At 67.1% G+C, this 12,765-nt stretch carries 13 protein-coding genes; 6 read left to right on the top strand and 7 right to left on the bottom strand.

Translation table 11 applies throughout. The features are described from left to right. Nucleotides 1–11 precede the first annotated feature (11 nt). Genes FOC84_RS21680 through FOC84_RS21665 form a run of 4 tightly spaced genes read left to right on the top strand, consistent with a single transcriptional unit; the run spans nucleotide 12 to nucleotide 3,742 of the window. Nucleotides 12–1,061: an ABC transporter ATP-binding protein gene (locus tag FOC84_RS21680; RefSeq protein WP_173146250.1), complete on the top strand. Its 1,050-nt coding sequence runs from the start codon at nucleotides 12–14 to the stop codon at nucleotides 1,059–1,061. Further along, nucleotides 1,058–1,906, top strand: coding sequence for an ABC transporter permease (locus FOC84_RS21675; RefSeq protein WP_173146249.1), 849 nt, complete (start codon nucleotides 1,058–1,060; stop codon nucleotides 1,904–1,906). Before FOC84_RS21680 ends, FOC84_RS21675 begins: the two co-directional genes overlap by 4 nt. Further along, nucleotides 1,903–2,694: an ABC transporter permease gene (locus FOC84_RS21670; RefSeq protein ID WP_173146248.1), complete on the top strand. Its 792-nt coding sequence runs from the start codon at nucleotides 1,903–1,905 to the stop codon at nucleotides 2,692–2,694. Before FOC84_RS21675 ends, FOC84_RS21670 begins: the two co-directional genes overlap by 4 nt. Before the next feature lie 34 nt (nucleotides 2,695–2,728). Then, the gene (locus tag FOC84_RS21665; RefSeq protein ID WP_173146247.1) at nucleotides 2,729–3,742 is read left to right on the top strand and encodes a proline racemase family protein; all 1,014 of its coding nucleotides are present in this window, start codon (nucleotides 2,729–2,731) and stop codon (nucleotides 3,740–3,742) included. 111 nt (nucleotides 3,743–3,853) lie between these two features. Here the strand turns inward: FOC84_RS21665 and FOC84_RS21660 are convergent, their stop codons facing one another. The 4 genes from FOC84_RS21660 to FOC84_RS21645 are packed head-to-tail and all read right to left on the bottom strand — an operon-like array spanning nucleotide 3,854 to nucleotide 8,139. Beyond that, on the bottom strand, nucleotides 3,854–5,452 hold the full coding sequence (locus tag FOC84_RS21660) for a GMC family oxidoreductase (RefSeq protein WP_173146246.1): 1,599 nt from the start codon (nucleotides 5,450–5,452) through the stop codon (nucleotides 3,854–3,856). 5 nt (nucleotides 5,453–5,457) lie between these two features. Continuing rightward, a complete protein-coding gene (locus FOC84_RS21655) occupies nucleotides 5,458–6,279 on the bottom strand; it encodes a shikimate dehydrogenase family protein (RefSeq protein WP_173146245.1) in 822 nt (273 codons plus the stop codon). A 15-nt stretch (nucleotides 6,280–6,294) separates the two neighbouring features. Next, the gene (locus tag FOC84_RS21650) at nucleotides 6,295–7,281 is read right to left on the bottom strand and encodes a transketolase family protein (protein ID WP_173146244.1); all 987 of its coding nucleotides are present in this window, start codon (nucleotides 7,279–7,281) and stop codon (nucleotides 6,295–6,297) included. Continuing rightward, nucleotides 7,282–8,139, bottom strand: coding sequence for a transketolase (locus FOC84_RS21645; protein ID WP_173146243.1), 858 nt, complete (start codon nucleotides 8,137–8,139; stop codon nucleotides 7,282–7,284). Nucleotides 8,140–8,266: 127 nt separating this feature from the next. Between FOC84_RS21645 and FOC84_RS21640 the strand changes: the two genes are divergently transcribed. Together FOC84_RS21640 and FOC84_RS21635 are read left to right on the top strand one after the other, a co-directional pair. Continuing rightward, a complete protein-coding gene (locus FOC84_RS21640; RefSeq protein WP_054457814.1) occupies nucleotides 8,267–8,971 on the top strand; it encodes a GntR family transcriptional regulator in 705 nt (234 codons plus the stop codon). Between the two features lie 9 nt (nucleotides 8,972–8,980). Then, the gene (locus tag FOC84_RS21635; RefSeq protein WP_173146242.1) at nucleotides 8,981–10,051 is read left to right on the top strand and encodes a glycerol dehydrogenase; all 1,071 of its coding nucleotides are present in this window, start codon (nucleotides 8,981–8,983) and stop codon (nucleotides 10,049–10,051) included. A gap of 35 nt (nucleotides 10,052–10,086) precedes the next feature. Here FOC84_RS21635 and FOC84_RS21630 read toward each other — a convergent pair whose 3' ends face one another. Genes FOC84_RS21630 through FOC84_RS21620 form a run of 3 tightly spaced genes read right to left on the bottom strand, consistent with a single transcriptional unit; the run spans nucleotide 10,087 to nucleotide 12,753 of the window. Continuing rightward, a complete protein-coding gene (locus FOC84_RS21630; RefSeq protein WP_173146241.1) occupies nucleotides 10,087–11,022 on the bottom strand; it encodes a 3-keto-5-aminohexanoate cleavage protein in 936 nt (311 codons plus the stop codon). Continuing rightward, nucleotides 11,015–11,971: a 3-hydroxyacyl-CoA dehydrogenase gene (locus tag FOC84_RS21625; RefSeq protein ID WP_173146240.1), complete on the bottom strand. Its 957-nt coding sequence runs from the start codon at nucleotides 11,969–11,971 to the stop codon at nucleotides 11,015–11,017. The genes FOC84_RS21630 and FOC84_RS21625 overlap by 8 nt, the downstream gene beginning before the upstream one ends. Beyond that, the gene (locus FOC84_RS21620; protein WP_173146239.1) at nucleotides 11,971–12,753 is read right to left on the bottom strand and encodes an SDR family oxidoreductase; all 783 of its coding nucleotides are present in this window, start codon (nucleotides 12,751–12,753) and stop codon (nucleotides 11,971–11,973) included. The genes FOC84_RS21625 and FOC84_RS21620 overlap by 1 nt, the downstream gene beginning before the upstream one ends. Nucleotides 12,754–12,765: the final 12 nt, after the last annotated feature.

Here is a 12,765-nt window from a genome sequence, read left to right as displayed (position 1 = left end):
CAGGATCGAACATGTCCGCTTTGCTCACCATCGAAGGCGTGTCGATGCGCTTTGGCGCCTACCAGGCGCTGGACCGCATCGACCTGGAGATCCAACAGGGCGAGTTCGTGGCCCTGCTCGGTCCCAGCGGCTGCGGCAAGACCACTCTGCTGCGTTCGATCGCCGGATTCCTCAGGCCCGAATCGGGCCGCATCCTGATCGAGGGCCAGGACATCAGCCGCCTGGCCGCGCATCACCGGCCGCTGAACACCGTGTTCCAGAACTACGCGCTGTTTCCGCACATGAGCGTGCTGGAAAACGTGGCCTACGGCCCGCGGCGCCAGGGCGCGTCGCGGCAGCAGGCGGCCGAACGCGCGCGCGCCGCGCTGGACATGGTGGGGCTGGCGGACTTCGGCCCGCGCTTTCCCCGCGAAATGTCCGGCGGCCAGCAGCAGCGCGTGGCGCTGGCGCGCGCCATCGTCAACCAGCCCAAGCTGCTGTTGCTGGACGAACCGCTGTCGGCGCTGGACCTCAAACTGCGCAAGCGCATGCAGTTGGAACTCAAGCACCTGCAGGCCAAGCTGGGGATCGCCTTCATCTTCGTCACGCACGACCAGGAAGAGGCCATGACCATGGCCGACCGCGTCGTGGTCATGCATGCGGGCAAGATCGAACAGGTGGGCGGCGGGACCGAGATCTACCGGCATCCCGCCACGCGCTTCGTGGCCGAGTTCATCGGCGACGCCAACTTCATGGCGTACACCGCCAGCGGCGGCGAGTTGCTGCTGGACGCCCAGGGGTTGCGCCTGCCGTTCCCGGGCAAGACCGCGCCCGCGCACGGCGTCGCGGTGCTGCGGCCCGAGGACCTGCGCCTGGCCGATGACCCGGCGGCGCATGGGCTGGACGGCACGGTCACCGACGTCATCAACGTGGGCAGCCACTGCATGATCCACGTGGATATCGGCGGACAGGTCCTGGTGGCGCGCCATGGCGGCATCGCGCCGTCGGGCCTGGGTCCGGGCGCCGCGGCGCGGCTGGCATTCGCGCCGGAACACCTGCATCTGATCGGTGAGCAGCCATGAGCACGCGCGCCTGGCGTTCGCCCTGCCTGCTGCTGGCGGCCCCCGTGCTGTTCTTCGCGGCCTTCTTCCTGGCGCCGCTGGCGGTGGTGGCGCTGGCCAGCATCACCGGCGGACCCGACGGACTGAACCTCACCGCCCAGCAGTATCTGCGCGTGCTGGGCGACCAGTACCACTGGGACGTGATCCTGGTCACCTTCCGGCTGGCGTTGTTCACCACGGTCGCCTGCGTGATCCTGGGCTATCCGCTGGCCTGGTATCTGGTGCGCGTGGTGCGCTGGCAGGCCTGGCGGCGCTTCTGCGTGATCCTGCTGGTGGTGCCGCTGTTCACCAGCAATATCGTGCGGGCTTTCGGCTGGATGGTGCTGCTGGGCCGCAACGGGCTGGTCAACCAGGCCCTGGTGGGCGCGGGCGTCGCGGATCGTCCGATGCGCTTCATCGGCACCGAGCTGGGCATCCTGATCGGCATGGTCTACGTGCTGCTGCCCTTCGTGGTGCTGGCGGTGGGCAATGCGCTGGCGCGGGTCGATCCCGCCTGCGAGCAGGCCTCCGCCGACCTGGGCGCCAGCCCCGCGGCCACCTTCTTCCACATCACCTGGCCGCTGACGCTGCCCGGCGTGGTGTCCGGCGCCATCATGGTCTTCACCCTGGCCGTCAGCGCCTATGTGACGCCTGCGCTGCTGTCGGGCGGCCGCGTGTCGGTGCTGTCCATGCTGATCTTCCAGCAGTACAGCACGGTGTTCGACTTCCATTACGGCGGCGCGCTGAGCATGGTGCTGCTGGTGTTCACCCTGATCCTGGTGGCGCTCGCGAACCGCGCCGCCGTCCTGCCGGGAGCCGCGCGATGATCGCCCGCAACCTGATCCGCCTGATCGCCCTGGGCGTGCTGGCCTACCTGGCCCTGCCGCTGGTGGTGATCCTGGGTTCCTCGTTCACGTCCACGCCCTATCTGGCGTTTCCGCCCAAGGGCTTCACGCTGGAGTGGTACCGGACGCTGCTGATCGAGGCCGGCTATGTCTCCGCGTTCACGACCAGCACGGTGCTGGCCCTGGCGGCCACGGCCGCGGCCGTGCTGCTGACGGTGCCGGCCGCGCTGGCGGTGGCGCGCTACGAGTTCCCGGGCAAGGCCGCGCTGACCTCGGTCCTGATGTCGCCGCTGGTGCTGCCACACATCGTGTTGGGCGCGGCGCTCTTGCAGTACGGCGCGTACTTCGGCCTGACGCGCAGCTTCCTGTCCCTGCTGATCGGGCACATCGTCATCATCGCGCCTTTCGTGCTGCGGTCCACGCTGACCTTGCTGACGCCGGAGCAGCGCGCGCTGGAAGAAGCCTCGGCGGACCTGGGCGCGAATCCCTGGACGACCTTCTTCCTGGTGGTGCTGCCGCAGATCCGGCCCGGCATCGTCACCGGCTCGATCTTCGCCTTCATCTCTTCGTGGATCAACGTGGAGCTGTCGATTTTCAACACCACGGCGGACCTGAACACCATCCCCGTGAAGCTCTTCAACTACGTGCAATACACGATAGATCCGACCATCGCAGCCGTATCGGGCGCCACGATCGTGGTTGCGGTGATCGCCATCGTCATCCTGGATTTGACCGTCGGGCTGGACATGCTGTCCGAACGCGGCAAATAACTTTTCCCCTACCTTACTGCCTGGAGCCACAGTCATGCGCAAGCAAGACGCGTTCGATGTCATCTATACCCATACCGAAGGCGAGCCCCTGTGCATCGTGCACAGCGGCATCCCCTACCCCGCCGGCTCCACCATCCTGGAGAAGCGCGCCTTCCTGGAGCAGAACTACGACTGGCTGCGCAAGGCGCTGATGCGCGAGCCGCGCGGCCACAAGGACATGTTCGGCGTGTTCCTCACGCCGCCGTCCAGCCCCGAGTACGACGCCGGTCTGATCTACATCGACGGCACCGAGTATTCGCACATGTGCGGCCACGGCACCATCGCGGTCAGCATGGCCATGGTGGCCCACGGCCTGGTGGCGCGCGGCAAGGACGGCATCACCAAGATCCGCTTTGAAACCACCGCCGGCCTGGTCGTGTCGGAAGTGGCGTCCGAAGGCGACAATGTGCTGTGGACACGGTTCGAGAACGTGCCTGCCTACGTGGCCGCGCAGGACATTCCTGTGGAGCTGCCGGGCTACGGCAAGCTGTCCGCGGACATCGTCTGGGGCGGCAACTACTTCGGCATCGTCGACCTGTCCGGCTGCGACCTGCGCATTTCGCCGGACAACGGCACGGAGCTGTCGCGCATGGGCCTGATCGTGCGCGACCAGCTCAATGCCCGCCATCGCATCCAGCACCCGACCGAAGCGCACATCAACAACCTGAACTTCATCACCTTCTGGCACCAGCCGACCATCGAGGGCGCGTTCTACAAGAACGTGCACGTGTTCAGCGCCGGCCAGCTGGACCGCTCGCCCGGCGGCACCGGCACCAGCGCGATGATGGCCATGTTCGAAGCGCGCGGCAAGATGGGCCTGAACCAGCCGATCAAGTCGGAAGGCCTGCTGGGCAGCGGCGTGTTCGAAGGCTGCCTGCTGGGCGAGGTGGATCTGAACGGCACCCGCGCCGTGCGCCCCACGGTCAAGGGCACGGCCAGCATTCTGGGCACGGCGCGCTGGGTGATCGACAAGAACGACCCCGTTGGCGCCGGGTTCCTCATCCGCTGAGGTGTTGCCCCCCACGCCGCGCGCACTACGTACGCTAGCTGCCCCCCCAAGGGGGGCCCTTTCGCCTTGGGGCGGCCCGGCGGCGAAAGGCCCCACGCGCGGCGGGCTTACCTATTCCCGAGCCGCGTCCTCCAGGATCATCTCCGCCCCCCGCTCGGCCACCATCATGACGGCGCCCTGCGTGTTGCCGGAAACCATCTTCGGCATCACGGAGGCGTCCACCACGCGCAGGCCGGACAGGCCGTTCACCCGCAGGCGCACGTCGGTGACGGCGGCGGCGTCGGAACCCATGCGGCAGGTGCCTATCGGGTGGTAGATGGTCTGGCCGTTGCGCCGCGCGAAATCCAGCCACTCGTCGTAGCTGTCCACCGCCTCGCCGGGGCTGATCTCCGATTCGATATAGCGCCGCATGGCCGGCTGGCCGACAATGCGCCGGGCCGCCTGCATGCCGCCCACCAGGCTGTCGCGGTCCACCTGGGCGGACAGGAAGTTGGGCCGGATCGCGGGTCCGGCCTGCGGATCCGCCGACTTGATGTGGATGGATCCGAGCGACTCGGGCCGCAGCTGCGCCACGCCTATCGTCATGCCCGGCTGCCGGTCGAGGATGCGTTCGGCCGCGTTGGCGTAGCTGGCGTGCACGAAGAAGTACTGCACGTCGGGCGCGGGCAGGTCCGGCGCGCTTTTCACGAAGCCGTGCACCAGCCCCGTGCCCAGGGTCAGGATGCCCTTGTGGCTGGCGTAGTAGCGTGCCACCTGCTGCGCCAGGCGCCAGCCGCGCGACATCTCGTTCAGCGTCACCGTGCCCTTCACCCGCCAGTTCATGCGCGTGGCAAAGTGGTCGATGTAGTTCTCGCCCACCTGCGGCTGCGCCAGCACCGGCGCGATGCCGAACGATTGCAGCAAGGCGGGATTGCCGACCCCGGACAGCTCCAGCAGCTGCGGCGATTGCACCGCCCCCATGCACAGCAGCGTCTCGCGCCGCGCGCGCACGATGTGTTCCTGTCCATTCTTGCGGTAGGCCACGCCCACGCAACGCTTGCCCTCGAACACCAGCCGGGTCACGTGCGCGCCGCATTCCACGCTGAGATTCTTGCGGCCCGAGGCGGGTTTCAGGTATCCGTCCACCACGCTCCAGCGCCTGCCCCGATGCTGCAGCACCTGGTAGTAACCCACGCCCTCCTGGCTGCCGCCGTTGTAGTCGGGATTCAAGGGCTGGCCGTCTTCCTGCGCCGCCTGCAGAAACGCGTCCGATATGGGAAAGCGTTCGGCGACTTCTTCCAGATGCATGGGGCCGCTCTTGCCGCGGCTGGCGCCGCCGGGTTCGTAGCATTCGATCTTGCGGAAGATGCGCTCGGCCTGGCCATAGCCCCAGCCGGTGGCGCCTGCGGCCTCCCAGCCGTCGTAGTCCTGCGGCTGGCCACGGACGTAGATCATGCCGTTGATCAGGGTCGACCCACCCACGCCCTTGCCGCGCGGCACGGCGATGGTGCGGCCGTGGACGTTGTCTTCCGGCTCGGTGGCGAAGCGCCAGTTGTAGTCCGGGTTCACCAGCAACTTGGAAAAGCCCGCCGGGATGGAGATCCACATGCTGCGGGCTTCATGCCCGGCCTCCAGCATCAGCACCCGATACTTGCCGTCGGCGCTCAGGCGGTTGGCCAGGATGCAGCCCGCCGTGCCGCCCCCGGCGATGATGAAGTCGTAGTCGCTCATACGGGTCAGCGCCCCGCGCCGGCCGGCTTGTCCGCCGCCACGCCCAGCATCTGCGCCATCAGTTCGATCTGGCAGGCCAGCATCGGCGCGCCGTAGTGCACCTTGCAGCCGCGGGCCTGCGCCGCCAGCAGCAAGGCGGTGTCCTTGGGCTGCATGATGACTTCGCAAACCAGCTGATCGGGCGTCAGGCGGCTGGCGTCCAGCGGCAAGGCATCGTCCGGCTTCATGCCCAGCGAGGTGCCGTTGACCACCAGGTCGTGCCCCGAGGGGTCGGCCGTGCCCACGTCGATCCGGGCGCCGGGATGCAACGACAGGATGCGCGCCTTCAGATCCTCGGCCTTGGCCGTCGTGCGGTTGGCGATGGTCAGCCGCAACACGCCGGCCTGGACCAGCGCGAAGCCGATCGCATTGGCCGCGCCGCCCGCCCCCGCCAGATAGGCGCTCTTGCCCTGCAGCGACACGCCCGCGCTTTGCAGGCCGCGCACGAAGCCTTCACCGTCCAGCATGTGCGCCACCAATTTGCCGTCGGCCTCGCGGCGCACCACGTTGGCCGCGCCGATCTTGCGCGCCACGGGGGTGGCGTCGTCCACCAGCTCCAGTATCGCGGTCTTGTGCGGCACGGTGACGATGACGCCACCCAGATTCTCCAGTCGCCGCAGTCCGGCGACCACCTCCGCCAGATTGTCCGGCCGGGCGTGGAACGGCACGCACACGCCGTCAAAGCCGATGGCGGCGAAATGCTCGTTCATGCGCTGCGGCGTCTTCACGTGATGGATGGGATCGGCCAGGATGCCGAACAGGCGCGTGGCGCCGGTGATTTCCTTCATCGTTTTCTCCTTTTCTCAGGGCTGGAGCGTGGCGCGCGCGACGTCGGCGATGCCGTCCGCGTCCAGCTTGTAGTGCGCATACAGGGTGGTGGGCGGCGCTATCAGGCTGTATTCGTCGTAGATGCCATGGCGGCGCAGGCGCGTGCCCGTACCCGCATCGGCCAGGACCTCGGCCACGGCCGACCCCAGGCCGCCCAGCACATTGTGTTCTTCCACCGTCATCAACAGGCGCGACTTGCCCGCCGCGGCCAGCACGGCGTCGCGGTCCAGCGGCTTGATGGTGGGCATGTCGATCACGCCCACCGACAGGCCCTCGCCACGCAACTGCTCGGCGGCGGCCAGAGCCGCGTGCACGGTGATGCCGCAGGCGATGATGTTCAGGTCCGAACCGCTGGAATGGACGATGGCGCGGCCGAACTCGAAGGGCATGCCATCTTCGTAGACCTGCGGGTCGCGGCCGCGGCCGATGCGGAAATAGATCGGCTCGGGCCAGTCCGCCGAGGCCTTGATGGCGGACGCCAGCTGCGGACCGTCGGCGGGCGAAACCACCGTCAGGCCGGCCAGCGCCCGCATCGTCGAGATGTCTTCGGTGGCGTGGTGCGAGGTGCCGTAGAAACCCAGGCTGATCCCTGTGTGGTGGCCGATGAGGCGCACGGGCAGCTTGGTATAGGCCACGTCCATGCGGATCTGCTCGCAGCACAGCAGGCCCAGGAAGGAAGCGAAGGTCGCGACGAAGGGCATCATGCCCGTGGTCGCCAGGCCTGCCGCGGCCGACACCATGTTCTGCTCGGAAATGCCGAATTGGATGTAGCGGTCGGGATAGGCCTGGGCAAAGCGGTTCAGGCCGTTGGAATACTGCAGATCGGCCGAGCCGGCGACCACCGGATGCCCGGCCGCGGCCAGCTCGATCAGTGCGTCGGAAAGATAGGACAGCCCGGGGTTGACCGCGTTCAGCGCGCGGTACTGCCAGGAATCGGAAGAGAGGACTTGTGCCTGTGCCATTCAGATCTCGCGGGAAAGGATTTCTTCAACGGCGCTTTGCGCGTCTTGCGGCGCCAGGTAGCCCAGATGCCAGCCCGGCTCGGTTTCCATGTAGGACACGCCCTTGCCCTTGATGGTCCGGGCGATCACGCAGGCCGGCCTGGCGCGCGTCTCGTCGGCGCGCAGGCGGCGCAGCAAGGCGGTCAGTTCCACAAGGTTGTGGCCATCCACCTCGTGCACTTCCCAGCCGAAGGCCTGCCATTTTTCCTTCAGCGACTCCACACCCATGACCTCGTCCACCTTGCCGTCCAGTTGGTAGCCGTTGCGGTCGACGATGGCAACCAGGCGCGACAGGCGGTTGTGCGCGGCGAACAGCGCCGCCTCCCAGACCTGGCCTTCCTGCATCTCGCCATCGCCCAGCAGCACGAAGACGTTGAAGTCGCGCCCGCTCATGCGCCCGCCCACCGCCATGCCCACGCCATTGGACAGCGCATGGCCGATGGAGCCCGAGCTGAAATCCACGCCCGGCACCTTGCTCATGTCGGGATGGTCGCCCAGCGGGCTGCCCAGGCGGGTGTAGCCGTCCAGCAGTTCGCGGGCGATGAAGCCGTGGTCGGCCAGCACCGGAAAGAGACCCACGGCGGCATGGCCCTTGCCCATCAGGAAGCGGTCGCGGTCGGGCCACTGCGGCTCGCCCGGACGCAGGCGCATCACGTCGTAGTACAGCGCGGCGAAGATTTCCGCGCATGAGAACACCGAGCTGTAATGCCCGACCTTGGCGATCTCGATCAGCCTGATGGTCTCCAGCCGGATGTGGCGGGCCTTTTCCCGCAGCAGCCCGACCTCCCCTTCGGTGGGGACCTCCCAGTCACTCCTCATGGCGCTTCCTTTTCGCTGTTAAGATATATGATATATAATATACCCATCGTGCTCGAATTTGCCATGGCGGGATAGAATTCATCCCGAATCCACCCGCCCCCATCAATACAGCAAGCCTGAGCCTGTCATGTCCAGCCTTAAACCGGTAAAGAAAGAGAACCTCTCCGTCAGGGTCTACAACGAAATCCGCAATGCCCTGATCAACGGGCAGTACGAACCCGGCGAACGCCTGATCATTGGCGAACTGGCCCAGGAAATGGGCGTCTCCATCACGCCCGTGCGCGAAGCCATCTTCCGGCTGATCAGCGAGCAGGGCCTGGAAATGCAGGCAGCCACCGCGGTCTACGTGCCTTACGTCAATTCGGAAAAGCTGCGCGAAATCCAGCAGATCCGTTTCCACCTGGAAGGCATGGGCGCAGCCGAGGCCGCCCAGCACATCACGCGCAAGCAGCTGGACAACCTGATCGCGCTGCAGCGGGACTTCATTTCCTGCACCGCCAGCGATCCCAAGCGCGCCAGCTACCTGAACCGCAAGTTCCACTTCGCCATCCTGGAAGCCAGCAACAAGCCCATCCTGCGCGCCACGGTGGAATCGTTCTGGGTGATCACCGGCCCCATCCTCAAGGTGTTCCACGTCAAGACCTCGGGGCTGGACTATTCGCAGAACGAGCACCGCCACGAGGCGGTGCTGGAAGCCCTGGAAGCGCGCGACTCCGAAGCGGCCAGGCAGGCCATCCAGGCCGATCTGGTCTGGGGCGGCAAGATCATGATCGACTGGCTGGTCGAGCGCGAAAAGGAACTCGACTACCGCCCTCCCGCTGCCCGCAAATAGGAAGACCCGATGCTGAAGATTTTTGGCGCACCCTGCCGCTACATCCAGGGCGCCGGCGCCCTGGACACCCTGGGACAGTACGCAGCCCTGTTTGGCCGCCGCGCGGCCCTGGTCATCGACAGCTACGTCCATGGCGTGCTGGGGCCAAGAATCGAAGCCTTGTGCGCGGCGCAAAACGTGTCGTTGATACCGCTGATCGTCGAAGGCGACCTGACGCCCGCGGCGATCACGCAATTGCGCGCGCAGGCCGCGCCCGCCAGCATCGACATGGTGATCGCGGTGGGCGGCGGCAAAGCGCTGGACGCGGGCAAGGCGGTGGCCAAGTCCTCGCACTGCCACCTCATCACCGTGCCCACCGTCGCGTCCAACGACGCGCCGACCAGCAAGAACTACGTCCTGTACGACGCCCATCACAACCTCCTGGCGGTGGAGCACATGCTGTTCAACCCCACCATCGTGCTGGTGGACACGGCCGTCATCGCCACCGCGCCGGCGCCCTTCTTCCGCGCCGGGCTGGGCGATGCGGTCTCGAAGCAATTCGAGGCCGAGCAGTGCGGCCGCAACGGCGGCAGGAACATGTATGACGGCGCGCCGCCCCTCACCGCCCAGTTCATTGCCGACGGCTGCCTGCGCACCCTGCTGGCCGACGGCGCGGACGCCATGGCGGTTGCCGGCAGCGGCCAGCCCACGCCGGCCTTCGAACGCGTGGTGGAAGCAATGATCCTCATGAGCGGCCTCGGTTTCGAAAGCGGCGGCCTGTCCATCGCCCACGCGCTGACGCGCGGGCTGCCCAAGATCAGCGGCGTGGCGAGCGCCCCGCATGGCCTGCAGGTGGCGGTCGGCTTGCTGGTGCAGCTGGACCTGGAGAACCGGACGGACGGCATGCTGGCCGAGCTGACCCGCTGGTATGCCCAGGTAGGCCTGCCCACGACCTTGCGCGAACTCGGCGCGGCCGGCGCGCCGGCCGACGCGGAATTACGCCTGGCGGCGGAACTGAGCCTGAAGGCCCGCCACGCCGCCAACTTCGACCGCGCGCTGGACACGGATACCTTGGCCGCCGCGCTGCGCCGCTACGCCTGACAGGCAGGCGCCGGCCTCGCCGGCGCCCCGCCGCATCAGAACTCGACGTTGTCCCGGCCCTTCAGGTCCAGCTTGGCGCGCGCTTCCTCGGGCGTGGCGATTTCCAGGTTCAGCGCCTCCAGGATGGTGCGGATGCGCTCCACCTGGACCTGATTGGATTGCGCCATCTCGCCCGGGCCGATCCACAGCGAATCTTCCAGCCCCACCCGCACGTTCGACCCCATGGCCGCGCCGATGGTGGCCAGCGGCATCTGGCCGCGGCCGGCGCCCAGGATCGACCATTCATAGTCATTGCCAAACAGGCGGTCGGCGGTGCGCTTCATGTGCATCAGGTCTTCGGGGTGCGGTCCAATGCCGCCCAGAATGCCGAAGACCGACTGGATGAAAGGCGGCGACTTGACCAGGCCGCGGTCCACGAAATGCGCCAGGTTGTACAAGTGGCTGATGTCGTAGCACTCGAACTCGAAGCGGGTGCCGTTGGCGTTGCCCAGCGCCAGGATGGACTCGATGTCCTGATAGGTGTTGCGGAACACCAGCGAACGGCTGTTCTCCAGATGTTCGCGCTCCCAGTCGTGCTTGAACTCCTTGAAGCGGCCCAGCATCGGGTACAGGCCGAAGTTCATGGACCCCATGTTCAGGGACGCCAGCTCCGGCTTGAAGGTGGTGGCCGGACGCATGCGCTCTTCCACCGTCATGTGCGGACTGCCGCCGGTGGTGATGTTGATGATGGCGTCCGTTTCCCGCTTGATCCGCTCCAGGAAGGGCTTGAACAGCGCCGGGTCCTGCGAAGGTTTGCCGGTCTGCGGATCGCGCGCATGCAGGTGCAGCACCGCGGCGCCCGCCTTGGCGGCGCCGATGGCCGCCTCGGCGATCTCGTCGGCGGTGACCGGCAGGTGCGGCGACATGCTGGGCGTGTGAATGGCGCCCGTCACGGCGCAAGTAATGATGACTTTCTGCTTGGGCTTAGCCATTGTTGTCTCCGTTGTCCTGTTTGTGGCGCATGAGGCGCATCAGTTTTTCATCGCGCCAGAAGCGGCGCTTGGCAAGATCTTCCCGCGGCAGCAGGCCGCGGCGTTCCTCGGCCAGGGCATCGACCAGCGCGCCGTCCCAGGCGGCGGGTTCGCCCTGGGTTGCGCCGATGGACTGGTACAGCCCGCCATAGCGCGCGCAGTAGTCGGCAATGCCGCCCGGCGCGTTGAGGTCTATGGTTTCGAACGGCCCCATGAACGACCAGCGCAAACCCAGCCCGTCCTTCACCGTGGTGTCGATATCTTCTGCGCTGGCGATGCCCGCGCTGGCCAGGCGGAAAGCCTCGTGCAGCAGCGCGCCCTGCAGGCGGTTCAGGATGAAGCCTTCGATTTCGCGCCGCACCAGTACCGGCTTCTGGCCGATGCCGGCCATGACGGCGCGGGCAAACTCGACCGCTTGCGGGCTGGTCCACGGCGCGGGGCACAGCTCCACCACCGGGATCAGGTACGGCGGATTCACCGGATGCGCCACCAGGCAGCGGTGGCGCCCGGCCAGATGCCCGGTGAACTCGCTGGCGGGGATGCTGGATGTGGAACTGCCGATGATGGCGTCGGGTTCGGCCGCCGCGTCCAGTTCGGCAAACAGCGCCCGCTTGATCTCGACGTTTTCGGGCGAGTTTTCCTGGATGTAGCTGGCGCCCCTCAGGGCATCCGCGAGGCTGCCCGCCACATGGACGCGCCCGCCTATGGCCTCGGCGTCCTTCAGCAGACCCTGGGCTTCGAGTTCCCGCAGCTGCTGCAGGATCAGGCCGCGGGCTTCGGCCAGCATGGCGGCGTTGACGTCATGCAGGCGCACTTCCCAGCCCATGCGGGCGAACACGATGGCCCAGCCCTGGCCTATCAGGCCGGTTCCGATGATGGCGGCGCGCCGCGCCTTGGCCTCGGCGCCCATCAGTAGAGCTTCTGCGTGAAACCGTCCACCACGATGGCCTGCCCCGAGACGCTACGGGCGGCCTCGCTGGCATTGAACAGCACCATGTTGGCGATATCGCGCGCGGTGACCATGCGGCCCAGCGCGGCCTGGTTCTCGTACTGCGCGGCGATCTCCTCCACCGGACGGCCCAGCGTATCCGCCTTGGCCGCGATGACGGCGCGGATGCGCGGCCCTTCCACCGCGCCCGGCAGAATGGCGTTGACGCGGATGCCATAGGGGCCCAGTTCGATGGCCAGGGATTTGGTGAAGCCAATCACCGCCCACTTCGAGGCCGAGTAGACCGAGCGCCCGGCAAAGCCCAGATGGCCGGCCGCGGACGACAGGTTGATCATCACGCCCGCCTTGGATTCCTTGAGCAGACCGATGGCCTGGCGCGCGCACAGGAACTGTCCGGTGATGTTCACGGCCAGCGTGCGGTCCCAGTCCTCCTTGGATAGGGTTTCGACATAGCCGGTGGGACCAGCCACGCCCGCGTTGTTCACCAGGATGTCCAGCCCGCCCAATTTGGCGCGGACCTGGTCGAACAGCGCGGCGACGCTGTCTTCGTCCGAGACGTCGGCCAGGGCCGCATGCACGCCAGGCAATTCGGCCGGCAGCGCGGCCAGGCGCTCCTGGTTCACATCGCACACGAATACCGAAGCGCCGGCATGGCGGAACACCTTCGCCATTTCCAGGCCCAGCCCGTCCGCGCCGGCGGTGATGAGCACCTTTTTTCCGGCGAAATCCACTTCCTCGAACATGCCTCTGTCTCC

The sequence above is a fragment of the Achromobacter pestifer genome, from assembly GCF_013267355.1.
GTDB lineage: Bacteria > Pseudomonadota > Gammaproteobacteria > Burkholderiales > Burkholderiaceae_B > Achromobacter > Achromobacter pestifer_A.
This window is presented reverse-complemented; position numbering and strand designations above follow the sequence as displayed.

Bases quoted from the DNA above. Each gene is read 5' to 3' on its own strand.
- FOC84_RS21660 (WP_173146246.1), bottom strand. From the start codon at position 5,452: ATGAGCGACTACGACTTCATCATCGCCGGGGGCGGCACGGCGGGCTGC.
- FOC84_RS21675 (WP_173146249.1), top strand. From the start codon at position 1,058: ATGAGCACGCGCGCCTGGCGTTCGCCCTGCCTGCTGCTGGCGGCCCCC.
- FOC84_RS21625 (WP_173146240.1), bottom strand. From the start codon at position 11,971: ATGGGCGCCGAGGCCAAGGCGCGGCGCGCCGCCATCATCGGAACCGGC.
- FOC84_RS21620 (WP_173146239.1), bottom strand. From the start codon at position 12,753: ATGTTCGAGGAAGTGGATTTCGCCGGAAAAAAGGTGCTCATCACCGCC.
- FOC84_RS21635 (WP_173146242.1), top strand. From the start codon at position 8,981: ATGCTGAAGATTTTTGGCGCACCCTGCCGCTACATCCAGGGCGCCGGC.
- FOC84_RS21650 (WP_173146244.1), bottom strand. From the start codon at position 7,281: ATGGCACAGGCACAAGTCCTCTCTTCCGATTCCTGGCAGTACCGCGCG.
- FOC84_RS21670 (WP_173146248.1), top strand. From the start codon at position 1,903: ATGATCGCCCGCAACCTGATCCGCCTGATCGCCCTGGGCGTGCTGGCC.
- FOC84_RS21630 (WP_173146241.1), bottom strand. From the start codon at position 11,022: ATGGCTAAGCCCAAGCAGAAAGTCATCATTACTTGCGCCGTGACGGGC.
- FOC84_RS21680 (WP_173146250.1), top strand. From the start codon at position 12: ATGTCCGCTTTGCTCACCATCGAAGGCGTGTCGATGCGCTTTGGCGCC.
- FOC84_RS21640 (WP_054457814.1), top strand. From the start codon at position 8,267: ATGTCCAGCCTTAAACCGGTAAAGAAAGAGAACCTCTCCGTCAGGGTC.
- FOC84_RS21645 (WP_173146243.1), bottom strand. From the start codon at position 8,139: ATGAGGAGTGACTGGGAGGTCCCCACCGAAGGGGAGGTCGGGCTGCTG.
- FOC84_RS21665 (WP_173146247.1), top strand. From the start codon at position 2,729: ATGCGCAAGCAAGACGCGTTCGATGTCATCTATACCCATACCGAAGGC.
- FOC84_RS21655 (WP_173146245.1), bottom strand. From the start codon at position 6,279: ATGAAGGAAATCACCGGCGCCACGCGCCTGTTCGGCATCCTGGCCGAT.